The organism is Methanobrevibacter sp., assembly GCF_045114555.1.
GTDB lineage: Archaea > Methanobacteriota > Methanobacteria > Methanobacteriales > Methanobacteriaceae > Methanobrevibacter.
Genome location: NZ_JBGUKT010000006.1, coordinates 1 through 25,930, shown reverse-complemented (window position 1 = coordinate 25,930; position 25,930 = coordinate 1). Strand labels below are relative to the sequence as shown.

Genomic DNA, 25,930 nt, shown 5'->3' with positions numbered 1-25,930 from the left:
AGTTTCGTTACAGCTAACTTCTGCAATATTTGTGATATTGGTTTCGTTGACTCTTGCGATGGTTGTGATTACGAGTGTTTGACTTGTTCCGTTTTGCATTGTGCCTATGTACCAGATTCCAGTTTCGTTGTCGTATGCTCCGATTGTTGCTGTGGAGCTTACGTATTCGACTTGGCTTGGGAGTATGTCCACGAGGGTGACGTTGTTTGCTGCTGTACCATTGTTTGCGTTTCTTACGATTATGATCCAGGTTACGTTGTCTCCTATGTGGTATGTTTCGTTGTCAACTGTTTTTTCTACGGATATGTCAACTTTTGGTTGTACAACAATTGTTTCATTTACAGTTCTGTTAGATCCTTTTGGACCTACAATTGTGTAATTGTTTGTTAAGACAGCGAATGCATCTGCTCTTACTCTAACAATTATTGTAGCATTGGTATTTGCACGAATGTTTGTAACTTTCCAGGTAATTGTTTGACCATTTACAATTGTTTCTCCAACTTGGTCAGCTCCATAAATGCCAACTGTGTTATTGTAGACTAATCCATCAGGTAAGCTGTCAATAACGGTTAAAACATCAGTATATACATTATTCCCTTCATTTATGATTGTTAAGTTGTAATCAACATATTCATGAATGTCAGGAGTAGTGTTGTTTGCTGTTTTGTTGTTTATTGGAAGAATGTCAATAGTTGCATTGTCAAAGTTGTTAGTGTAATCCCATTCATCTTCAGTACAATTTACAGTTACATTGTTTGTAACATCGTTTGCAACTACTCTTGCACGTGAAGTTATGGTAAATGTTACACTAGTTCCATTTTCCATGAATCCTATATACAATATTCCAGTGTTATTGTCATAATCACCTAGAGAGGAACTAATAAATTCTACTTCAGAAGGCAATATGTCTTTAAGGGTAACATTTGTTGCATTTGAACCATTGTTTGCAACACTTACAGTAATAGTCCAAACTACTATATCTCCTACGAAAACCTCATCATCATCAACTGATTTTTCAACTGAAATATCAGTGTATGGTACTGGGGTAATTGTAGTGTTAACAGTTCTGTTGGAACCACTTGGAGCGATAAGTGTCATATTGTTGGTTAAGTTTCCAAGTGCGTTTACTCTAACTTTTACGATTATTGTTGCATTGGTCAATGCTGGAATGTTTGTAACTGTCCAAGTAATTGTTTGACCATTTACAATTGTTTCTCCTACTTGTGTTGCTCCAATTATAGCTACAGTTTCGTTGTACTCTAATCCTTCAGGTAAGCTGTCAATAACTATTATGTTATGTGTGTAAGTTTGATTACCTGTGTTCATGATTGTTAAGTTGTAATCAACATATTCATGGTAATAAGGAGTTGAGTTGCTTACTGTTTTATTTGGAAGCGGATCGACAAGCACGGTTTTATTAGCTTCGTTGTTTGATAAATCCCAGTCGAAATCAGGAGTGGTAACATTTACAATGTTGTTATAGGTTCCTGCTTTAGTACAATTGGTTTGGAAATCAATAATGCCTGTATCGTTTTTATCAAAGTCTTTGATAAACAATGCAATATTGGTTCTGTTAGTTGCACTATCTGGGTTTATGCTTAAGCTAACTTTTTGAGTCAATGTTTTTCTCTCTGGAGAGAATACTTCATAGTCTATTACCCAGTATCCTGTATCTAGATAATACCAAGTGTATAATGTAGTTGGTTCACCGGTCTCTGGATCGATACCAGGTCTAGTATATACCCATGTATTATTTTCATCATCGAAGTAATAGTCTTCTCCAAAGTATTTTGTGAAGAAAGTTTCGTTGAAAACACCATATTTTATTTCTTGACCATCTACAGTAATTGTTTCATAATACCAGGTTTCTGATGGAATATTATAACTGACATTTGCATAGCAGACATCAGTGCTGTTTTCCATTACAACATTTCCAAATCTGTTTCTAAATTCATCCTCATCGAATACCGTATAAACAATGGTATCATCATCTAATTCAAGGAAATAGTAGGTCCAAGTGTTAGAGCTTGAATTATAGTTGGCATTGCCATAAATCCAATTGCCTCCACTTACATTATAAACTCCATAACTTAATGTATTGTTATTTAAGTAGAGAGTACCATTTGTAAATGCACCGATAGCAGGATTATAGAAAGTGTAATTTAAACTGGTTAAATTGAAAACATCTGGCAAGAAATCAGTTATTGTAACATCTTCTGCGTCAGTTCCGTTTGCTACGTTATGAACAACAATTTCCCAATCTGCAATTTCACCTTGGAAGTACTCATCTTCATCACTGGTTTTGTTAACGGATACATCCATTGAATCGAGGATTCTGAAAGTTGTTGCATTTACAATAAACTTATAGTTCCAATCTTCAATGTGTTCTGCATCTACAATGTATAAACCTTTTCTTAAAGAAGATCTAGGTAGTGTAAAGTTTACATTACCATAAATGTTAGTTAAGAGTGTTGTATTATGATAGAATACTTCACCGTCTTCATGTGTAACTTTAACCTGAATGAGTTGAAGGTCTTCACGGTCATCTTGGTATAATAATGTTCCGCCTTGACTTCTTTCTACTCCATCAACTGGTTCTACATAATTATTTGGGTCAGTTGTAATCTGTTGACCACTACTGCGTATGTAGGTTACATTCTTGAAGTGTACCTCATCTGGAGATGCAGTATTGTGTATAGCATTGATAATGTTGTCTCCAGCTCTATGAACAACAGTGATGTTGACATCTTGGCTGTTATAGAGGCTTACTGGAGGAACTGCAGTTACAACTAAAAGGTAACTCCAAGCTTGGTTTTCGAAGAATATATCATTTTCAAGTTTAAAGTTTAGTCCATCGGTATAGATTGCAGATCCGTTACGAGCTTTGTTGTGATAAAAACTGTTATTTAAACTGGATGTATCATCACCATGTACAAAGATTGCTCCACCAAGACCTGTTTCTTCATCTTCACTAGCTGGCACTGCCTCATTTTGTGTGAAATTATTATTTGTAATATTTGAGGTATGTCCATTAATGTATACAGCTCCACCTTGATTGGTAACATTGTTTTTGAAGAATATGTTGTCGGAAAGTACGTTGACGTCTCCTTCAATATATACTCCACCACCGTTTGTAGCGTTGTTACCTTCAAAATATGAACCGTTTACATCAGTGTCGTGACCGTTAACGAGAGCACCAGCACCGTTAACTGCAATGTTGTTTATGAAACTGCTGTTAACGATTTCTGTATTTGAACCGTTAATATAGACACCAGCACCATTTGTAGCATTGTTGTCTATAAATTTAGTGTCATTTTCTATTACAGTATGGTCACCTACAATAAATATACTACCACCGTTAGGAGCGGTGTTATTAGCGAAAGTAGTATTTGAGATTCCTGCATTATTTCCTTCAATGTAAATGCAAGCACCAGTAGATGTTGCATTGTTGTTATGGAAATAGGAATCACTGATTTCACAATCATTACCCACCAGATAGATAGTACCATTTTGACTGTTATGGTCATAGAACTCAGAACCAATGACAGTGGTATTTTGACCTTCAATGTAGATTGCAGCACCACAAGCATCAACTGCAGTGTTGTTGTTAAATGTGGAATTTATGATATTTGTATGATTACCATACACATAAACAGCACCTGCATTACCTGTAGGGACAGTATCGAAGGCAGGATCAGTACTGTGAGAACTGGTTTGACCTTCAGTTTTTGCAACATTGTCATTAAAGGTACAATTAATAATAGTAATATTATTACCTTGAGTATTAACACCTAAGAATCCGTCATGGGTATTTCTGATTCCACCAACCATAATAGCGGAACCTTCTCCACCAGTGTTATGGGAAAACTCAGAGTTATTTATAATTACATTGTTATGACTTATACCGAGTGCACCCCCATATTCACCTTCTCCTGTACAATTAATAAACTTACAGTTATTTAGCACTTGAGGTTCTGTAATAAATCTAGGGGTATTGGTATAATTCCCATGTATATAAACTGCAAACCATCTGGAAGTAATATTGATAAAATTACAATCAATTAACTTACTTGCAACACATGCAGAAGATTCCCATTCGTCTGAAAGACAAAAAGCACCACCGTGAGTAGCAGAACTTGTATTAATAAAGTTACATCCATACATTTCAGCACCGAACACTACACCAAACTGACCAGTACCATCTGTACCACCCTCAGGTAAATCACCCACATAAGTTTGTTTGGAATTGGTGAAATTACAATTAGTTAGTCTTATTGGCACTTCATCCATGTAAGATCCAATTACGAAGAAAAGGTGCTGATAGGACTCTAGATTATTAAAAACACAATTTGTCAAAGATCCGCTGGCAAAACTAAAAAATCTTCCAGTACAATTTAAATTTTCAAATGTAACGTTCACTAAATTAACACCAGAATCACTAAAATATCTACCATCAACTCTGTAACCTCTAAAGGTCAATGAAGTACTAGCACGATTATCCGGTTGGAATGTAGCAATTTGGTTTGGATTGTCTGGACTTCCTCCAACAACCCTAACATTAGTGATATTTATCATCTGATTTCGGCCTAGATTACCTCCCATAGTAGCCTGGCCAGTATAAGTTCCTCCGTTTAGGTAAAGTGTACCTCCACCATTATCGGAGATTTGTTGTATCCAATTCATTACATCTGATGCAGTACCACCATGTAATTCATGATCCATTGCACCAAGGATTTCTTCATCTGAACTTGCTCGCAATGTTGGGACTTTTCCATTATTAGTTAATCCTTCATCACTTTCAATTTCATCACTATCTGATATATCATCCTTAAGGTCCACGTCGGATGTCGAAGACCCCTCTTTCGAATTCGAATTAATTTCATCTGAAACTGTGTCGTCTACAGAGTTTAAGCTTTCGTCATTCAAATTTTCATTAATATCCACATCGGCAGACACCGATAGTGAGAGGTCGTTCGAGTCTATATCACTTATTTCATCTGCACTTGCAAACGAAATTGAAAATATCATTATAAATAGTATTAAACTGAAACCGAAATATCGTTTAATACGCATAATTGTCCACCTAAAAAACAAATTTCAATTTGTTTTGTTTGCAATGATAAAGTTTGCTAATAAATTAGTATAGTACAAATTTGATGATTATTACTATCTTCAATAATCAAGTGTTATTAAAATGTATCCACATACTCTTTTAATAATTGAAAAGTGTTATTAAAATGTATCAAATATGCCTTTAATAATTGAAAAGTCTTATTAAAGTGTAAAATCTTCCCTCCTTTTATTAAAAAAATTATTGAAAAAGTACAAAATGCTATGCAGATTTAGCAGATTGCACCCTTAATATATCCTATTCAGAATCAAAGAATATATTAAAAAAATGAAAGGGTACAAAGTATCCATTTAAAAAATTTAAAAAATTTCAAATGTACCTGTACTACTTATTATTTATAAAATATATACATATAAAACTTGCTATATTAATCTGAACAAATGTTAATTATTTTAAGTATTTTCTATAAAAAGAGATGATAAAAAGATTAATTTTAAATATTTTTTAGTTTACTATGCTTAAAGTGAATATTATTTAAAAAGATTATTTTTAATATATTATTTTCAAAATTTAAAAAAAGAATATGTGTTTTTTTATAAATTATTGGTAAAAATAGATTTTCTTGCATTAAAAAAACTTTGAAAAAATAAATAAAATAAATAATTATTTACAGCTAAAGAATAGCCGAATGATTTCTCATTACCCCTATTGACATAGGAGAAATAATTATTTAAATTATTTAATTGTATTAAAAATTTTTTTTATCCCCTATTATTATTAACTATTAATAAGGACCTTAATTTAATAATTAAATAATAAAGGATAATGCCTTTCATTAAGTTTCAAAATTTTTTTAATACTAGTTTATAACAAAATTTTCATTTGCTATACATGCAACATTATATTCTCTATAATGTTACACATATGCATTTTTATTTTGTGCTTTTATTCAATATATACTTTATTGTTTTGTTTAAAATTAAAACTTATTTTTCATTGATTTATATGTAATTACTTAACTTAATTAATATATAATAAACATTTGATATTGTAGATATAAAAAAATTTTACAGAATAATAAATTATTTTTTTTTAAAAATATTCAGATTCTTTTATTATTTTTTGAATATTTTTCACAAATAAGTAAAGATAAAAATAAAAGTAAAATTTGGTTGTTTGTTCAAAATATTTCATAGTTGAAGAAGGAATTTTGTAATATGCTTATATTCAATAAAAGAATAAATTAAAAAAAAAGAATATGATAAAAAGAATGAAAAAAGAATAAATTAAAAAAAAGAAAAAATTAAAAAAAGAATAAAAGAAAAAAGAAATTGAATTAAATAAATTCAATCTCAAAAGCAATGACTGGATACTCTAATTCAAAGTTTCTAATAACTTCAGGAGCTATTTCACCAAAGAATCCAGTTATTTTACCGCTTTTAGACTCGCCACTGACATCAGCCACTCTACCTGGAATAAAAGTAGTGTTGTTTGAATCGCTTATTTCCATGCTGTATCCTAAATTGGAAAGCACGCTGGAAACAGTTGATTTTATTTCAGTAAAGTTTGCAGAGCTGTGGCAAATCATACCAGCTAATTTTTTAACTTGTCTTGTCTTGTTAGCGGATTTCTCATCCATGTATAAGACATCACCAATTTCAAAGATTTTTTGTGGAAGATCTTCATGCTTGTTGTCTTCCAAGAATTCCATCAAACTATTGAGAAGACTGGTTCTGATCATAGTTCCGCTAATGGTAATTGGTTTGGAGACTTGGACATGGTCAATCTCTTCCTGATTCATCTTTACATATTGGCTTTCTTCACTGGTTAGCATTAAGCTCATTACTTCTTGGAAGCCTAAACCTACCATAACTTCTCTAATGGTTTTTTCACCTTTAAACCAGTTATCTTCACTTGCTACGGTAACGATATCTGGTAATTTTGCTTCAACTGCATTGATATGATATTGGATGGTAATGTTTTCAACAATATCCACTTCATGCAAAATGTCAACTCTGTAAGGTGGAATAAGCACTTCCAATTCGTTATCGTTAATGATGTTAGCATCAAATCTTGCCTTTTCAAGCAATCCTTTAATGTCTTCAGCGGTTAAATCGGTTCCCCCAATTAATTCATTGGTTAAATCAACGTGAACATTTCTTACCTTTGGAGTGAAATCAGGACATACTATGGTTTCATCTTCAAAAATAACTTCCATGGATTTCACTTTTCCTCCAACTTCTGCAAAGGATGCACAGAGAATGTTTAAGGATTGTTCAACTGCTCTTTCATCAGTTCCAGTTACATCAACAATGATGTTTGTGGTGTTTTCTTTAAGCTTGGTTAATTCTCCATTGATAATTGGGGGCATTGACAACACTTGTTCATCCTTATCGATAATAAGTGGATATTTGTCGAACTTATCAATCAAATGAGCATATTTCTCTCCTTTTGCATGATCTTTCAATATTTCATCAGGAGTCATTTCCTCATCCATTTCAAGAGGAACAAATGAATGTTCGTCTTTTGGAGTTGCAATGTATTTGTATGGTCCACTTATGACATCTGCATTATGGACACCAATTGCAACTTTCTTACGGTCTCTTCCAATTACCCAATGAAGGTTTTCCTGGAAATCCATGATGTATTTGATCTTGTCTCCTGAGAAGTCAACTCCTTCTATCCTTGCAAATCTGATGTAAGGTCTGATTTCTGCAACTTCTGGACTTACATAAACCTTTTCTCCAGATGGTTCGATTTCATATTTTGGAAGTCCAGTTTCCATTCCTAAAAATCCTTTAAAGGATCTTGCCACTCCTTCAACAGATAAGTTATCTGGACGATTTGGGAAGAATTCTACTTTAATCTCTTCATCATCATAATCTTCAATATCACTTGCCATCATAGGTAAGGTATCAATAAGCTCATCTTTTTCCATATCAATACCTAAATCCTTTAAATCTTGATATTTAAATGTAATTACAGGCATATTATCTCCTAATACTCTTTAATAATATTTTATAAGTTTAATTTTTAATTTAGAATTAATTAACTAATTTTCATCTAATAATTTTTTTTAATCTTTAATTAATCATAGAGTTCTCTATTTTGATAATTAATTAAAAATAGGATTTATTCTTTATAATCCAAATACGGCGATAAAGAATAAAGATTCAAAGACAAAGTGTAATGCTCTATGAGGTAACCATGGCATGTGTCTAATTGCAATTGAATGACTTACATCCAATAGGAAATGTATTAATGCCGCTAAAAATCCCACTTTCAATGAGAAAAATACACAAGACACAAAAATAAAATGGAAAAGTGCTTCCAAAGCTTCATGAACAATCCATGTTTCCATTACAGAATCTAATGCACTGCTGAGGATTCCTCCAAATATTATGTAGAAGTCTCTTACATAGTCCCAAACAAGTCTGCTGTGAACTTCATCGCTTATGGCAAGTGCAATAGCTACATAAAACCATAATAATTGCATTTTGTCACCTCGTATTTAGTTAATCAAATAATAAAGTTAATTTCAGTAATAATATTTATTATACTATGTTTCTTTATGTATATTATTTATTATATAATTATTGTTTTTAGGATTAAAATTAAGAATTATTCCAAATTTCTAAAATTATTATAATTTACAACAATATTTAATAAATACTTTTAATAAATATTAAATTAGAATGTTTTATTTTGAAATTGAAGTTTCGAAGATTACATTTTTAATTAATTATTTTTATTATTCATTCTATTTGGAGGAATATTTTGACAAATAAAGAAATTCCTAAAGATTATGACCATAAAAACGAAGAGAAATGGCAGAAAAAATGGGAAGGTGATGAAGTTTATAAATTTATTGGTGATGGAACAAGACCAAGATACATTATAGATACTCCACCACCTTATCCAACTGGATTGCTTCATATGGGTCACATCTTAAATTGGGCTTATATGGACTTCAATGCAAGATACAGAAGAGAAAAAGGTATGGATGTATTGTTCCCACAAGGTTGGGACTGTCACGGTCTTCCTACTGAAGTAAAGGTAGAGGAAACTCATAACATTAAAAAGAACGATGTTACAAGAGCAGAGTTCAGAGATATGTGTACTGAACTCACAACTCACAACATTGAAGTTATGAGAGGACAAATGCGTTCTGTTGGTTTCTCACAAGATTGGAGTAGGGAATACATTACCATGACTCCAGAGTACAGAAAAAGAACCCAATTATCCTTTTTAAAAATGTACGATCAAGGATTGATCTATCAAGGAATTCACCCTGTAAACTGGTGTCCAAGATGTGAAACAGCTATTGCATTTGCAGAAGTTGAATACAGTGACAACACCACATTCTTGAACTATGTGAACTTCCCACCTGCGGATGTTCCAGATGAAGTCCTTGCAAATGTTGAAGGCAATTCATATGTAAGATATGCTGATTTTCCTGAAAAAGCTGATGCAAACGTTCCTGGTGTATTGATTGCTACCACTCGTCCTGAACTCATGTCTGCTTGTGTTGCGGTAGTAGTTCACCCAGATGATGAAAGATACAACTCATTATTAGGCAAGTATGTAGAAGTTCCTTTATCCGGTCAAAAGGTAAAGATCATTGCTGATGAAGAGGTAGATATGGAATATGGTACTGGTGCAGTAATGATTTGTACTTTTGGGGATAAGACTGACGTTGCTTGGGTAAACAAATATGACTTGGATGTCATTGAAGCTATTTCTGAACAAGGATTACTCACTGAAGCTGCAGGAAGATACGAAGGCATGGAACTTTCTGATGCTAAAAAGCAAACCATAGAAGACTTGAAAGCTGAAGGTTACTTAACCAAGCAGGAAGAAGTTGACCAAAATGTAGGCCAATGCTGGAGATGTAAGACTCCTATCGAGATTTTGGTTAAAAAGCAATGGTTTGTAGCTGTAACCAAAATGATTGATGAAAGTAAAAAAGCTTCAAATGAAATGCGTTGGGTTCCAGAACATATGGAAAGCCGTTTATTGAATTGGGCAGATTCCATGGAATGGGATTGGTGTATTTCAAGACAAAGATTATTTGCAACCCCTATTCCTGTATGGTACTGTAAAGACTGTGGTAAGGTAATCCTTCCTGATGAAGACCAATTGCCAATAGACCCAACAGTAGACAAGCCAAAACATGCATGTGAATGTGGATGCACTGAATTCATTGGAGAAGAGGATGTATTGGATACTTGGATGGACAGTTCAATTTCTCCACTCTCTGTTGCAAACTGGCCAAATCCTGGTTGGGAAGACATTTTCCCATCAAGCATTCGTCCACAAGGACACGATATCATTAGGACTTGGGCATTCTATACAACTCTCAGATGTTTAGCATTAACCGGTCAGAAACCATTTGATGACATTGTAATCAACGGTATGGTATTCGGTGAAGACGGTTACAAAATGAGTAAATCCCGTGGAAATGTAACTGGTCCTGAAGAGGTTATTGCAGAATATGGTGCAGATCCTTTAAGATTATGGGCTGCTAACAGTGTTCCTGGTTCTGATGTTGCATTTGATTGGAAAAACATCAAGCATGGTTATAAATTCATTAGAAAATTCTGGAATGCATTCAGATTTATCAGTATGCACATCTTCGATGAAGAATCTGAAAAGGCTTTAAGTGGAGATATTGAAGCTATTAAAGCAAACTTGAATCCAATGGATACTTGGATCTTTGCAAAACTCAATAAAGTCAATAAAATCGTGGATGAAGCATTTTATGATTATAACTACAGCATTGCTGTAAATACAATTGAACAGTTCGTATGGCATGACTTCTGTGATGAATACATTGAAGCGGTAAAATACAGATTATACAATGATGATATATCAGAAGAGTCTAGAATTGCAGCTAAATACACTCTTAGAACTGTAATTGAAGACACTTTAAAATTGCTCGCTCCAATTGCTCCGTTCTTTGCAGAAGAGGTTTACCAATACTTTGGTCATGAAGGCAGCATTCACAATGAGCTTTGGCCTGAAATCGACCCTAAATTAGATTCCACTCAAGTGGAAGAGGATGGGGACTTAGCTATTGAACTCATTGGTGAGGTTAGAAGATTCAAATCTGCTTCCAAAATCCCATTGAATGCTGATGTGGAAAGTGCAACTGTTTACTTAAATGAAAAGACAGAAGACTTGAAAGATGTGTTTGAATACTTTGCAGATGACATTAAAGGTACTTTAAAAATCCAAAACTTCCAAGTTACCACTGGTAAGCCTGAAGTTCATGAGAAGGTCATTGAAATTGAACCTGACATGAGTAAGATTGGACCAACCTTTAAGAAGAATGCTGGTCAAGTTATAGGATTCATCAAGTCAACCGCTCCTGATGAAATAGCTAAACAATTAGCTGAAAATGGTGAAATAGCTATTGCTGATGGTGTAATCACTGAAGATTTCCTAAAGATGAAAAAGGAAATTGTAGGTGCAAGCGGTAAGAAAGTTGACATATTGCAATCTGAAAAGCTTGGCGTAATCGTAGAAGTAATCAGATAATCTTATTTCATGAAAAGTTCAATGCTTTTCATGTAAAATTTTTTTTTAATTAATTTTTTAATTTTTTCAATCTATTTTAATTTTATTATTTTATTTTTATTTATTTTTTTAATTTAGTTTTTAATTTTTTCAATCTATTTTAATTTTATTATTTTATTTTTATTTAATTTTTTAATTTAGTTTTTAATTAATTTTATATTTTTCATTAATAATCCATAATTTAATTTTTATCTATTTTTTACTTAATTCAGCACCTATTTCAAATGCATTTTTCAAATCCATTTCAAATTCTTTTTCCTTAGCTTTTATTTCCTCTTCAGTCTTTTTCTTGCTTCTCATTCCTTTGTATGATTCATAAACTTTAACTTCTCCATTCAACATCTTAAACAAATCTTCTGTTGATTTGAGATTTGGACGAACATTTTTTTCAAAATGCTTTTTTGGAGAGATAACACTATAAAAAATACCTACATTGACTTTTCCTTTGTAATAGTAATTTCTATCATATGAGACAATACAGTATATAAGTCTTTCAACTAAAGCCCTATAATGGCTAGTTGGTTCATTGAAGAATATTTGGGAACCTATTAAAAGTGTATCTGCATTAAGAATCTTTTCAATTATTGGGGATAAATCATCTTTCCAGTAACATTTGAAGCTTTCTTTATTTTTCTTTTTGCAGATTGAACAGATCATGCAACCTCTCATATCTATTTTGTATAAATCAAAGTATTCAACTTCACTGCCTACAGATTCAGCACCTTCAGCTGCAGATTTCAATAGCTTTCCTATTTCCTGTTTAATTTTAGGGTCTGCATTGATTACAATAGTTTTCATCTATCCACCTTTTCATCTTTTCTTATTAAAATTTATTAATCATAAGCTTTATAAAAATTGCTTTTTAGATTAATTTTAGATTAATTTTAGGTTAATTTTAGGTTAATTTTAGATTTCTTTAGATTAATTTTAGATATTTTTATAAGTAACGGAGTTCATAATAATAGATATAATAATATGGGGGTATAATATGAAAGGAATTATTGGCGCAATCGCAGGAGATATAATAGGATCCACTTATGAGTTCCATCCTATCAAGACTAAGGAATTCTCTCTTTTTAATAAAAGGTCTACTTTTACAGATGATACAATCATGACCCTTGCTGTAGCTAAATGGCTGCTTAATGATAAAAACTCCAAAGATGAATTGGTAAGGCAACTCCAATATTTTGGAAACAAGTATCCTAATGGTGGCTATGGTCGAATGTTTAAGAAATGGTTAAGAACAGACCATCCGAAACCTTATGGAAGTTGGGGAAACGGTTCTGCAATGAGAGTCTCTCCAGTAGCATGGGTAGGGGACTCTTTGGAAGAGGTTCAAAAGCTTGCGGAATTATCTTCTATTGTAACTCATGATCATCCTGAAGGTGTCAAGGGTGCATTAGCCACTGCAGATGCTATCTATTTAGCAAGACTTGGCTCATCAAAGGAAGAAATCAGAGACCATATAGAGGTACGACATGATTATGACTTAAGTAGGACTCTTGATGAAATAAGGCCTCACTATAGATTTGATGTTTCCTGTCAAGGGTCTGTTCCAGAATCTATCATTTGCTTTTTAGAAGCTAATGATTATGAGGATACAATTAGAAATTGCATATCCTTAGGTGGAGATGCAGATACCATGGCAGCTATTGCAGGTGGAATTGCATCAGCATATTGGGAAGTTCCAAATGATATTCACTCTAAAGCGATTCATAGATTGTCTTATGACCTTTTAGACGTTTTAATTGAATTTGAAAATAATTTTATATAATTTCAATTAGTTTTCTTATTCTTTTAATTTTTTTTAATTTTTTATTTATAATATTTAATTTTTTTTATCTTTTTTTAAATTTTTAGATAAATTTAATTATAATTTTAATCAAATATATCCATAGTAATAAACTTAGACTAAAAAGTCTTAATAAAAAATAAAAATTAAAAAAATCTCTAATTAAAAAACATTTTAATTAAAAAACATCTAAATTAAAAAAATATTTTAAAATAATAAAAAATAATTATGGCTTCTAATTTCAAAAGGTGGTTATAATGCAAAGAAAAACATTATCACGTTTTGATGAGATTATAAAAATCTTTAGAAAATACGATTTTGACAAGGTTTTAGGTCAAACTACTCGTAATAAGATAAGTCCATTTAGAAATGAAGCGGATAATAAGGAATTATTGAAAGAAGATTTTCCTATAAGATTAAGATTAATGCTTCAGGAACTTGGAACAACATTTATTAAATTTGGTCAATTGTTAGCTTCAAGACCTGATTTAGTTGGGGAAAAGATTAGTGAAGAGCTTTCACAGTTACATGATGATAATCCACCTGTAAGCTATGAAGAGATTAAGGAACTGATAGAAGATCAACTTGGAGGAAGTTTAAATGAGTTCTTTGTTGAATTTTCTGAAAAATCTCTTGCTACAGCTTCCATTGCTCAAGTTCATGTGGCTAAATTGCATAGCGGTGAGAAAGTAGCCGTAAAGGTGCAAAAGCCTAATATTGAGGATATTGTTGAAACTGATTTAAGCATAATGAAATTCATTGCAAATGAATCAGATAGGTTTGACACTGGATTCAAGCATCTTAATCTTCCTGCAGTTATTCATGAATTTGATAGGTCTATTCATAAGGAGATGGATTTTGACAATGAATTGATGAATATCAGGCATTTGAATGATAATTTCAAATATAATGACAAGATTATTGTTCCGGTAATATATCCTGACTATTCCACTGAAAAAGTCTTGACTATGGAATATGTTGAAGGTGTGAAATTATCTGAAGTCATTGCTGGAGATGATCCGAAATATAATAAGATCCTTATTGCAGATAGGATAGTTCGTGCTTATTTAAAACAGATTTTCCTTGATGGATTTTTCCATGCAGACCCTCATCCAGGTAATATTTTCATTACAGATGATAATGCAGTATGCTTTATTGATTTTGGAATGATGGGCATTCTTGATGATGAGTTTAGGCAAGATTTAGCTGAATTGATGATTAATTTCTCAGACCATAATATTGATGGTTTGATCAATCAGTTGATTCGGATGGATATCTTGAATGAGAAAACAGATATCAATATATTGAAAAGCGATTTAAATGACTTGTTCGCAAAGTATTATGGTATGGAACTTAGCCGTTTCAATGGTATTATAGAAGACTTGCTCTTTTTAATGCAGAAATATGAGGTAAGGCTTCCAAATGAGTTTGTACTAATGGCAAGAGGATTGTCAATGGTTGAAAACATTGCACTACGTTTGGACCCAAATATTAATGTTGTGGAATACCTTAAGCCAATTGCAACAAAACTTATAGCTCAAAGATATAATCCTAAGAAAATGGTTAATAATGCTAAAAACAGTTTCTTTGCCTTTGAACATGTCTTGAGAGGATTGCCAAGTCTCATTTCAAAAACTTTCTATAAGATTGAGGAAGGGGAAGTCACTGTAAACATTGAAGTTAAGCATATAAGTGAAATAGCAAACCAATTATCACTTGCAATCATTATTGCTGCACTTTTAGTAGGTTCTTCACTTGTAATGCTAATTGATGTAGGGCCTACATTCTATGAAATGCCTGTACTGGGTTTTGTAGGTTTCACAATTAGTCTTGCTCTTGGTGTATTCACTGTCTTAAGGTATTTCATTGACTTTTAGATTTTATAATTTTTTTAAAGTTTTAAAACTTTTTCTTTTTTTATTTTTTATCTTTTTTAGTTATTTTTCTATTTTCGAAAAAATTTTTTAATTCCCTTTTAGATAAGTTTATTATTAATTTTAATCTAATAGTTTAATAGATAATATATTAAAAAAATAGATTAATTATTATTTATTTAATCAAAGGATGTATTAAATGAATCTTAAAATAAAAAACTTTTCTAAAATTAATGGAACCGTTAAAGCCCCTTCTTCTAAAAGTTATAGTCATAGGGCGGTTATTCTCGCATCACTTGCTGAAGGTAAATCAAAGCTATTTGATGTATTGTACTCTGAAGATGTCTTATCAACCATAAGGGCATGTGAAGCTCTTGGCGCTAAAATTGATAGAAAGAAAGAAATTATCCTTAAAGGAGATAAAAGTCAAACTGTTGACTATTTGGATGTTTATGGAACTGGCGGTAAATTACATAATATTAACGAAAATCCTTCTGAGGACATGATTGATCTTGCTAACTCAGGAACTACACTTAGGATTATGACAAGTGTAGCGGCATTATCTGATAATGAAGTCATATTCACTGGGGATGATTCTCTTAAGGCAAGACCTATGGGTGCATTGATTGATGCATTGGAAGGATTAGGTGTAAAGATAGAATCATTAACTGATAATAATAAGGCACCTCTTAAGATTTATCCCGGGTATATTGGTGGAGAAACAGATATATTGGGAAGCATAAGTTCTCAATTCATATCCTCTATTCTTATCTCAGCCCCATTATCTGAAAAAGGAGTGGAGCTTGAAGTTTATCCGGAATTTGTATCAAAGCCTTATGTTGATATGACAATATCTATATTAGAAAAATTTGGAATAACTATTGATGAAGATAATTATCAATTCCATGAAACCTGCAAGAAGGAGCATACTGATTGCTTAGGAGTTAAATTTAATGTAAAGCCTCAAAAATACATTGCCAGCGATTATATTGTTGAAGGGGATTATTCCTCTGCTTCCTATTTGCTTGCAGCTACAGCTATTGCAGGAGGTTATGTTAGAGTTGAAAATCTATTCGGCGATTCCAAACAAGGAGATAAATTCATCTTAGATATTTTAGAGGAAATGGGTGCAAATGTAACTCAATTTGATGATTATGCTTCACTTAGATCTGATGGAAATCTTAAGGGAATTGATGTAAACTTATCAAATGCACCGGATTTATTGCTTACTGTAGCGGTTCTCGGCGCAGTTGCAGAAGGAAAGACTACAATCACTGGTGTAAAGCATGGAAGATTAAAGGAAACTGACAGGATTGACACTACATGCAGAGAGCTTGAAAAATTAGGATGCAAACTTGAAGAGTTTGAGGATGGAATGACTATTTATGGCCAAACTATTGGTGATGGAATTGTCGAATCCCATAATGACCATAGATTAGCTATGGCATTTTCACTGCTTGGATTGAAACATGATGTTGAAGTGGAGAATGGCGAATGCTTTGATGTATCATTCCCTAATTTCATAGAGCTTATGGATGAAATAGGCATTGAAATGGAATTGAAATAAATTGAATCTTTTTTAGAATATTATTGGAGATTAGAATATGAATGATGAAGAGAGAATAAGAGAAATCTTTAAAAGATTAAATGAAATTTACACTATCCGTACTTTCCATGACCATGATCCTTATAAAGTGCTAATTAGAACTATTTTATCTCAAAGGACAAGGGATGAGAATACAGATCAGGCTGCAAATGCATTATTTGATGTGTATCCAGATATTTATGCAGTTGCTGATGCTCCAGTAGAGCATGTGCAGGAATTGATTAAGCCTGCAGGATTCTATAGGGTAAAAGCAGCCCGTATATTGGAAGTTTCTAGAATATTAATAGACCAATATGGCGGTGAAGTTCCAAGGGAAATGGATGAAATGCTAAAGCTTCCGGGGGTAGGCAGAAAAACAGCTAATTGTGTAATCGTATTTGCCTTCCAGGATGCAGCTATTCCTGTAGATACTCATGTTCATAGAATCTCCAATAGGTGGGGAATTGCTGATACAAAGGAGCCTGAAGAGACTGAAGTTGTCTTGATGGAAAAAGTTCCTAAAGAGCTTTGGGTGGATTTAAATGATTTGATGGTTCAATTTGGTCAGACCATTTGCAGGCCTATTGGTCCTCAATGTGATAAATGCCCACTTACAGACCTTTGTGAATATGATACAAATAAATTAGAGTAAACATTTTAATTAATTCTAAACTAATCTTGTTTGGCTTGTTTTGTCAAGTGCAATTATAGGGCTATCTCCAACTACTTTTTTACCTTGAATCATTAGACCATCTAGTTCAAGAAGTATTTTTTTAGATTCAAGTCCTTTTGCAACACCACCAAATCCTCCGATGGTTCTGTCTGATTTGACGGTTCTATGGCAAGGTATGATTATTGGATATGGGTTTTTGGAAAGTGCTGTACCTACTGATCTGTATGCTTTAGGACTGCCTACTGCCTTTGCAAGATCCTTATATGTATTTATGGTTCCTTTTTTTGTCTTGAATTCTTCTTCCAACACTTTTCTTTGGAATGGTGTGCATTTATCTAAATTAAGATATTCAAGGGAAAATTTAGGGGTTTTCTCATGGAAATAGTTATTCAATTCTTTAATTACATTATTCAATTGCTTTGATTTTTTGTTTATAGCCAATGGTTCCTTTTGTTCATATTTTTCTTCAGCTATTTTTGATGAGCTTTTATCTGGTCTTGAGAGGATAATCTCTTCAATTTGGAATTTAGGTTTTTTCCTCCAGATAATTGTTATTTCTCCAATTGGGCTTGAATTAATAATGTATTTAAAGAGAGTCATTTTATCATCTTTTTTATATAATAGTTAAAATAGTATAATCTTATAATTCACTGTAAATATTAATTCTTCATTTTCTTTAATTTTTGATGAAATTTTAGTTTTATATAGAAATATTTATATATCATCATTTATTAACTATTATATAACAATTGTTATATTTTTAACTTTTGTTGTAAAATTTATAGTTTTGATTTTGAATTTTTAAAAGATGAAATTAAAATTATAAATAAAATAAGTTATTAAATTAATATATTAAATATTAAAGATTGGTTATTAGAAGGGATTTAAGCAAAGATTTTATTTTTTATATTCTTTAATAATAGACTTTTTAAAAATTATTTTAACAAATTGAATTTTATGATGTGATAATTATGGTAAACATTCCTGAATTGAAAAGAGGTATAGCTAATGATATGACTGAAGCTATTGGTAACACCCCTCTTGTAAGATTAAATAGATTGACAGAAGGATTGAATGCTGATGTGCTTGTAAAAGTGGAATCTTTCAATCCGGTAAGCAGTATTAAAGATCGTATTGCAGTGAACTTAATTGAAACTGCCGAAAAAGAAGGATTGCTTAAAGAGGATTCAGTAATTATTGAACCTACAAGCGGTAACACTGGCATTGGTCTTTCTTTTGTAGCAGCTGCAAAAGGATATAAGTTAATTTTAACCATGCCTGAGACAATGTCCATTGAAAGGAGAAAATTGCTTGCTGTCTTTGGTGCTGAAATAGTCTTAACACCTGGAAGCGAAGGTATGGGTGGAGCTATTGCTAAGGCAAAAGAGCTTGTTGAAAACACTCCAAATTCATTCATGCCACAGCAATTTGAAAACAAGGCAAACTCTGAAATTCACAGATTAACCACTGGTCCTGAAATCTACAGAGACACTGATGGTAAAGTGGATATCGTAGTGTCTGCTGCTGGAACTGGTGGTACTGTAACTGGAATTGCTCAATACATCAAAGAGTTAAAACCAGAGTTCAAGGCAGTTGCAGTTGAACCTGCTACCTCTCAAACTTTAGGTAAAGGTGAAAAAGGACCTCACAAAATCCAAGGTATAGGGCCAGGTTTTGTTCCAGAAGTGCTTGACTTAGACCTTGTTGATGAGGTCATTCCTGTAAAAGATGAGGATGCAGGAGCTACTTTATTAAGACTTGCAAGAGAAGAGGGTATTTTCACTGGTATTTCATCTGGTGCAGCTACTTGGGCAGGATTAGAACTTGCTAAACGTCCTGAAAATGAAGGAAAAACAATTGTAGTCATATTGCCAGATACCGGTGAGAGATACCTATCCACTGAGTGGATTTTTGGAGATTTATTCTAAATAAATCTTCTTTTTAAAATTTTTTAAAAAAATAAACTATTTTTCATTTTTTAATTTTCATTTTATTTTTTAATTTTCATTTTTTTAAATTTCCATTATTGATTAAAATAGTATATATATTAAAAAAGATAAAATATAACTTTGTTATTATAACAAATGTTAACTTTATATAAAATTAAATTAAATATAATAATATAATTAACAATAGTTAAGTTAATCTATTATTGTATACTTATTGATATGGTGAATATATGTTTGATGATTTAAGAGATGATCTCCAAGCTGCAAAAATGAGAGACCCTGCAGCAAGAAGCAGTCTAGAGATTCTGCTTTGTTATCCTGGAATTTGGGCCATCATTTTGCACAGATGGAATCATTGGCTTTGGACACATCACTTGCCTTTTTGGGGAAGATTCTTCTCTCAGATATCAAGATTCTTGACAGGTATAGAAATTCACCCTGGTGCTCAAATAGGCAAAAGAGTCTTTATTGACCATGGAATGGGTATTGTAATCGGTGAAACAACTATTGTTGGCGATGATGTTTTAATTTATCAGGGAGTAGTTCTTGGTGGAACAAGTTTAAGCAAAGGCAAAAGGCACCCTACTGTTGAAGATGCAGTGGTAATCGGTTCTGGAGCAAAGGTTTTAGGTAACATTACCTTAGGCTGTTCCTGTAAGGTAGGTGCTGGAGCAGTTGTATTGCAGGATGTTCCAAGAGGGGCTACAGCAGTTGGGGTACCAAGCAGAATTATTCGCGAAGACCGTAAATGTGTCTTGGACTTAGAGCATGAGTTCCCAGACCCTGTTTCATCAGCTATTGATTTGCTTTTAGAACGTCAAGAAGAACTTGAAAAAAGAGTCAATATATTAAGCCACTTCCACGATATAGAACATGTTGAATTAAGTCATGATTCTGAAGTTGAAGAAGTATTTAAGGGTGCTGATGAAAAATTGTTTTATAGATTAAATAACTATATTGATGATGAATAAAGATACTCTTATGAATTAGATAATTTATCTAGGTAATCAAATTAAAATATTTTAAACATTAGGAGGTATTTTATGAAACCACCTTGTGAAATGGTAGTATGGTATATTATACCAGCTATAAGATCTGAATTAGCAAAAGATTTATTGAAATTAGGAATGAAACAAAAGAAAATATCTGAATTAATGGATATTACACAACCTGCTGTATCTCAGTATTTAACTGATAAAAGAGGTAGCGGCATTGAGTTCAATGATGATGTAAAAGCATTGATTCAAGACTTTGCAAATGACTTAAATGAAGGAACTGCAACTAAATTAGACATTATTCCACGTACTTGTTACATCTGTAAAAGAATCAAAACAGAAGATGTCATTTGTCAAATACATAAGGAAAAAGGACACATGCCTGCAGATTGTAGAGCATGTTTAGGTTCTGAAGCACATTTATTATAAAAATTGGTAGAATTTCTACTAATTTATTTTTGGATTGGTATGGGATAGCAGTAAATGGCCTATACTATATCCTTTAGTTTATTTTTATTTAATTTAGACTTATTTTTATTTATTAAATTGTTTTAAGGAGATATAATGGAAATATATAGTACTATGTCAAGGGAAAAGGAAGAGTTGAATACTTTATTTGAAGATAAGATTAAACTCTTTGTTTGTGGCCCTACAGTTTATGATGATGCTCATATTGGGCATGGAAGAACATACATTTCCTTTGATACTATTAAAAGATATTTGGAATTTAAAGGATATTCTGTATTCTACTTACAAAATATTACAGATATTGATGATAAAATCATTAACAGAGCAAAAGAAAGTGGTGTAGACTCCAAGTTGCTTGCAAAGAAATTTGAAAAGAGATTTATTGAAGATATGGCTGCTTTAAATGTGAAAAGCGTTAACTATTTTGCAAGAGCTACTGACCATATGGAAGAGATTTTGGATCAAATCCAAAGATTAATCGATAAGGGATTTGCATATGTAACTGAGACTGGAGTTTACTTTGAAGTCGCTAAGTTTAAGGATTATGGTAAATTAGCTAACCGTAAAATTGAAGAGCTTGAAACTCACAGGATTGATATTGACAGTTCTAAAAAAAGCCCTAATGATTTTGCTTTATGGAAAAACAGAGAAGCAGACGAATTTGCTGGTGAACCTGTATGGGATTCTCCATGGGGTAAAGGAAGACCTGGTTGGCATATTGAGGATACCGCAATCACTGAAAAGTACTTTGGTCCACAATATGACATTCATGGTGGAGGGCTTGATTTAATATTCCCTCACCACGACTCTGAGATTGCACAAATGGAAGCCGTATCCGGTAAGGAACCGTTAGTTCAATATTGGATGCATACTGGTTTCTTGAATGTTTCTGGAGAAAAGATGTCTAAATCTTTAGGTAACTTCATTACCATTAGAGATTTATTGAAAGAGTATTCCGGTGAAACATTCAGATTATTTGTTCTTGCTACTCATTACAGAAGCCCTATAGACTTTAGTGAAGTGAGCTTGCACCAAGCTGAAAGAAATGTAGCAAAAATCAAGAATTATGTTCAAGCTATTGATGAGAAGATTAATGAAGCGTTTGAAAAAGGCAATGTTTCTGATGATATTGCTTATTTAGCAGACTTAGCTGAAAATGAGCTTTTCGAAGAATTGCTTAAATTTGATTACTATCAATCCTCTTATGATGCATTAAATGATGGAGTCAGTGAGTTCTTCAAGAGTATGGATGATGACTTCAGCACTCCTAAAGCTATTGCAGCTATTTTCTCATTCATCAAGAAGTCAAATAAAGATTTAAATGAAGATAAAATAATCATTGATGATCTTTTAGCTATTAAACACTGGTTTGCAGATATCAGTCAAATATTAGGTATTGATTTCTTTGCAAATGATGATGAAACCAGTGGTGATGAAGAGGAATTATTAAATATAATTGCTGATGTTCGTCAAAAATTAAGAGCTGAAAAGAAATACGATTTATCTGATGAGATTAGGGACAAACTTGTTTCATTAGGTATTGAAGTAAGCGATTAAATAAATTATTTAAATTAATCAATAATTTTTAGTGATTAGTTTTACTAATCATTATTCTCTTTTTTTTATTTTTTTTTAATTCTATTAAATTATTATAATTTTATTTCATTATTATAATTCTATTCATTTTTTATTTATCTAATTTTTCATTTTTTCATAGTTTCATTAGTTTTTCCATGAAAACTTTCAGATAATTATAAATATTAAAATTTTTATACTATTTTAAGACAAAAATATAATTGTTAATTATTTATCATTATAAATATGATGAATTACATATAATATAATAACAACTATTATATTGTAAAATTAATATGGCAAATATTAATAAAACAATTATAAATTAATATGAATTTTAAAGTGAAAATTTTAAAATCATAATTATTAAATTAATTGAAATAAAGGAGTTAAAATCTATGACTGATCTTACTAAGATGTTTAATCCAGACTCTGTTGCTATTGTTGGAGCTTCCAACTCAGAAGGAAAAGTTGGTTATATTATAGTAAATAATATGATTAATGATGGTTTTAAAGGAAATATTTATCCTATTAACCCTAAAGATGATGAAATTCAAGGATTAAAAGCATATAAAAATGTATCTGACTTACCAGAAGTGCCAGACCTTGTAATTATTTCTATTCCTAGTGTTTTAGTAAACCCAGTTGTTGAAGAATGTGGTGAATTCGGCGTTAAAAACATGGTTGTTATCACTGCAGGATTTAAGGAAATTGGTGGAGAAGGTGTAGAAAGAGAAAATGAGCTTGTAGCTCTTGGTAAAAAATATGGCATAAATATTATTGGTCCTAACAGTTTAGGTATCACTGATTCACATTCATTATTGAATGCTTCATTTTCACAAATCATGCCTCCTACAGGAAATATTGCATTTATTTCCCAAAGTGGAGCTATGATGGTGGCTATTATCGATTGGAGTGTAACTTCTGGAATTGGATTCAGTAAAATTATCAGTTTAGGAAATAAAGCTGGAACTACTGAAATTGAATTGATTGAATATTTATCTGATGATGATGAAACTGCAGTAGTTATCTGTTATCTCGAATCCATCACTGAAGATGATGACTTTGTCAGAACTTTAAGAAAAGTATCATATAAGAAACCTGTTATTATCTTGAAATCAGGTTCAAGTTCTGCTGGTGCTGAAGCTGCATCCTCACACACTGGTGCATTAGCTGGTAGTGATGTTGCATTTGACACTGCATTCAAGCAATCTGGAGTATTCAGAGTAACCACTATGGATGAATTGTTTGATGTAGGTTTAGCATTCTCCAAATGTCCACTTCCAACTGGACGTAACCTTGCAATTATTACAAATGCAGGTGGTGGAGGAGTTTTATCCGTAGATGCTATGGAAAGATACGGATTGGAACTTGTTAAATTTGATGAAGAAACCAATGCAAGATTAAAAGAAGCAGTGCCTGAAGAAGGAAGTATTAAAAACCCTATTGATGTTTTAGGTGACGCTCCTGTTATAAGATATAAGGAATCTTTAGAAGCTGTATTAGACAGTGATGATGTTGACGGTTTAGTTGTAATGGTTTGTCCTACTGCATCTGCTGATGCTGATGGAATTGCTCAAGCACTTGTTGAAGGTGCTAGTGAATTCGACAAGCCTGTTATTGCAGTTAATATGGGTGGACCTACCTTTGAAAATGCTAATGATGTATTAAGGGATAATGGAATTCCTACCTATGTATTCCCTGAAACTGCTGTAAAAGTATTTGATTACCTTGCAAGATTCGCTGCTGTTCAAGACAGAAATTATGATGATCCTGTTGGAGAAATTGATGATGTAGATAAGGAAGCAGTTGAAGATATTTTCGCTAAAGTGAAAGAAGAAGAAAGAGACACCTTGCTTGGTAGTGAAGCATATGCTGTAGCTGAAGCTTATGGTATTGAAGCAGCTCCTATTAAATTAGCTACTTCAGCTGAAGAAGCAGGTCAGCTTGCAGAAGAGATGGACTTCCCAGTTGTACTTAAGATTGCATCCGACAAGATTTTACACAAATCAGATATTGGTGGTGTAAAAGTAGGTATCCAATCCAAAGAAGAAGCTGAAGCAGTCTATGAAGAAATCATTGCTAATGCTAAGAAAGCTCATCCAGACATTGTTCCAAATGGTGTAGAAGTTCAAAAGATGATGGACTCTGGAATTGAAGTTCTTGTTGGTATGATTAGAGATGCACAATTCGGTCCAATGATTGCATTTGGTATGGGCGGGGTTCTTGTAAACCTTTTAGAAGATGTTTCATTCAAATTGGCAAAAGGAATGACCACTGAAGAAATTACTGAACAAATGGAAGACACTAAAGTAATGGGATTACTTAAAGGTTTCAGAGGAGAAGCTCCTGGTGATATAGATGCTGTTAAATCAGCTATTGTCAGAGTAGCTAGATTAACTTTAGACTTCCCAGAAATATCTGAACTTGATATTAACCCAATCTTCGTATATGAGAAAGGATCAAGTGCATTAGATATTAAAATTAAATTAGGTTAATTGTAAAATTAATCTATTTTTTCTTTTTTTCTTTTTTTATTTTAACTATTTTTCTTATTTTTTCTATTTTTATATAATAATATTATAAATAATAATATTTTATTTATTTTATTTTATTTTCTTATTTTCTTTAATTTTCCAATATTTCTTATTATTTTTCAAAAATATTCCATATTTTTCTTTATTTTCAATAAATTTTATTGTTTTAATAGTTTTTCTTTAATTTAAATTCATTTTTCACATTATTTCTGAAAGTTTCCTTAATCTTTTTAAACTAATAGTATATAAACTTTTCCATATTTTCTCGTATTTGCCTTATTTTTATCCAATTCTTAATTTAATCAAGGATTATAAAATTTGGGATTATTTCAATTTAGTTTTTATAGCATGAAACAAACTCAAATATAATTTATTGAATTTGTTTATTTTATTCATAACTCATAAATATTAATTATTTTTTAATTTTTTTAAATTTTATTTCTTAAATTAAATTATAATAAAATTTTGCAATATTTAATTTTTATTTTTGTAAGTGTTGTAACTTTGCTTAATAGATGTGCTACCTTTGTAGCATGTATTATGATTATATGATATCAATTCATTTTTTATCATAAATTTATTCGTGAGAACCTAAGTTTAACTTAGTGTTTGATGTTGGTAAAATAGATGTGGTGATATTTGATTGTTATGTCTGTGATGTAATATTTGAATATTTTGTGTAATATCTCGTCTAATTTTTTTTATGCGTACTTCTAAGTCTTTTTGATTTCGTTTAACGAAGTTGACTTATTTTTGTATTCTGTCAAATCTGTTTGATCCTGGCAGAAGCTACTGCTATTGGGATTCGATTAAGCCATGCAAGTCGAACGAA

The 25,930-nt window shown here is 31.9% G+C and carries 15 protein-coding genes; 10 read left to right on the top strand and 5 right to left on the bottom strand.

Annotated elements, in window-relative coordinates:
• The 3 genes from ACJMLB_RS00935 to ACJMLB_RS00925 all read right to left on the bottom strand — a co-directional run.
• The coding region (locus ACJMLB_RS00935; protein WP_405322937.1) for a right-handed parallel beta-helix repeat-containing protein at nucleotides 1–5,073 on the bottom strand (5,073 nt) is incomplete at its 3' end.
• 1,334 nt (nucleotides 5,074–6,407) lie between these two features.
• The gene (gene pheT, locus ACJMLB_RS00930) at nucleotides 6,408–8,060 is read right to left on the bottom strand and encodes a phenylalanine--tRNA ligase subunit beta (RefSeq protein ID WP_405322935.1); all 1,653 of its coding nucleotides are present in this window, start codon (nucleotides 8,058–8,060) and stop codon (nucleotides 6,408–6,410) included.
• A gap of 150 nt (nucleotides 8,061–8,210) precedes the next feature.
• Nucleotides 8,211–8,567, bottom strand: coding sequence for a hypothetical protein (locus tag ACJMLB_RS00925; protein WP_405322932.1), 357 nt, complete (start codon nucleotides 8,565–8,567; stop codon nucleotides 8,211–8,213).
• A 281-nt stretch (nucleotides 8,568–8,848) separates the two neighbouring features.
• Between ACJMLB_RS00925 and ACJMLB_RS00920 the strand changes: the two genes are divergently transcribed.
• A complete protein-coding gene (locus tag ACJMLB_RS00920) occupies nucleotides 8,849–11,611 on the top strand; it encodes a valine--tRNA ligase (RefSeq protein WP_405322929.1) in 2,763 nt (920 codons plus the stop codon).
• A gap of 231 nt (nucleotides 11,612–11,842) precedes the next feature.
• On the opposite strand, the gene ACJMLB_RS00915 is transcribed toward ACJMLB_RS00920, so the two are convergent.
• A complete protein-coding gene (locus ACJMLB_RS00915; protein WP_405322927.1) occupies nucleotides 11,843–12,448 on the bottom strand; it encodes a flavodoxin family protein in 606 nt (201 codons plus the stop codon).
• 190 nt (nucleotides 12,449–12,638) lie between these two features.
• Here ACJMLB_RS00915 and ACJMLB_RS00910 point away from each other — a divergent pair, with 190 nt between their 5' ends.
• The 4 genes from ACJMLB_RS00910 (at nucleotide 12,639) to nth (ending at nucleotide 17,553) form a co-directional block, all read left to right on the top strand.
• The gene (locus ACJMLB_RS00910; RefSeq protein WP_405322925.1) at nucleotides 12,639–13,424 is read left to right on the top strand and encodes an ADP-ribosylglycohydrolase family protein; all 786 of its coding nucleotides are present in this window, start codon (nucleotides 12,639–12,641) and stop codon (nucleotides 13,422–13,424) included.
• A 275-nt stretch (nucleotides 13,425–13,699) separates the two neighbouring features.
• Nucleotides 13,700–15,319: an ABC1 kinase family protein gene (locus ACJMLB_RS00905; protein ID WP_405322923.1), complete on the top strand. Its 1,620-nt coding sequence runs from the start codon at nucleotides 13,700–13,702 to the stop codon at nucleotides 15,317–15,319.
• 196 nt (nucleotides 15,320–15,515) lie between these two features.
• The gene (gene aroA / locus ACJMLB_RS00900; RefSeq protein WP_405322921.1) at nucleotides 15,516–16,883 is read left to right on the top strand and encodes a 3-phosphoshikimate 1-carboxyvinyltransferase; all 1,368 of its coding nucleotides are present in this window, start codon (nucleotides 15,516–15,518) and stop codon (nucleotides 16,881–16,883) included.
• 37 nt (nucleotides 16,884–16,920) lie between these two features.
• Nucleotides 16,921–17,553 carry an endonuclease III domain-containing protein gene (gene nth, locus ACJMLB_RS00895; RefSeq protein ID WP_405322919.1) on the top strand — a complete coding sequence of 211 codons (633 nt, stop codon included), beginning with the start codon at nucleotides 16,921–16,923 and terminating at the stop codon, nucleotides 17,551–17,553.
• 15 nt (nucleotides 17,554–17,568) lie between these two features.
• On the opposite strand, the gene ACJMLB_RS00890 is transcribed toward nth, so the two are convergent.
• The gene (locus ACJMLB_RS00890) at nucleotides 17,569–18,174 is read right to left on the bottom strand and encodes a methylated-DNA--[protein]-cysteine S-methyltransferase (RefSeq protein WP_405322917.1); all 606 of its coding nucleotides are present in this window, start codon (nucleotides 18,172–18,174) and stop codon (nucleotides 17,569–17,571) included.
• Nucleotides 18,175–18,545: 371 nt separating this feature from the next.
• On the opposite strand from ACJMLB_RS00890, the gene cysK reads away from it, so the two are divergent.
• The 5 genes from cysK to acs all read left to right on the top strand — a co-directional run bounded on the left by cysK (nucleotide 18,546) and on the right by acs (nucleotide 25,059).
• Nucleotides 18,546–19,502 carry a cysteine synthase A gene (gene cysK / locus ACJMLB_RS00885; protein WP_295608651.1) on the top strand — a complete coding sequence of 319 codons (957 nt, stop codon included), beginning with the start codon at nucleotides 18,546–18,548 and terminating at the stop codon, nucleotides 19,500–19,502.
• Nucleotides 19,503–19,753: 251 nt separating this feature from the next.
• Nucleotides 19,754–20,494 carry a serine O-acetyltransferase EpsC gene (gene epsC, locus ACJMLB_RS00880; RefSeq protein ID WP_405322915.1) on the top strand — a complete coding sequence of 247 codons (741 nt, stop codon included), beginning with the start codon at nucleotides 19,754–19,756 and terminating at the stop codon, nucleotides 20,492–20,494.
• A 72-nt stretch (nucleotides 20,495–20,566) separates the two neighbouring features.
• Nucleotides 20,567–20,947, top strand: coding sequence for a transcriptional regulator (locus tag ACJMLB_RS00875; protein WP_295608647.1), 381 nt, complete (start codon nucleotides 20,567–20,569; stop codon nucleotides 20,945–20,947).
• 135 nt (nucleotides 20,948–21,082) lie between these two features.
• Nucleotides 21,083–22,543: a cysteine--tRNA ligase gene (cysS, locus tag ACJMLB_RS00870; protein ID WP_405322912.1), complete on the top strand. Its 1,461-nt coding sequence runs from the start codon at nucleotides 21,083–21,085 to the stop codon at nucleotides 22,541–22,543.
• A gap of 416 nt (nucleotides 22,544–22,959) precedes the next feature.
• Complete coding sequence (gene acs / locus ACJMLB_RS00865) at nucleotides 22,960–25,059, top strand: acetate--CoA ligase alpha subunit (protein WP_405322910.1); 2,100 nt, start codon at nucleotides 22,960–22,962, stop codon at nucleotides 25,057–25,059.
• Nucleotides 25,060–25,930: the final 871 nt, after the last annotated feature.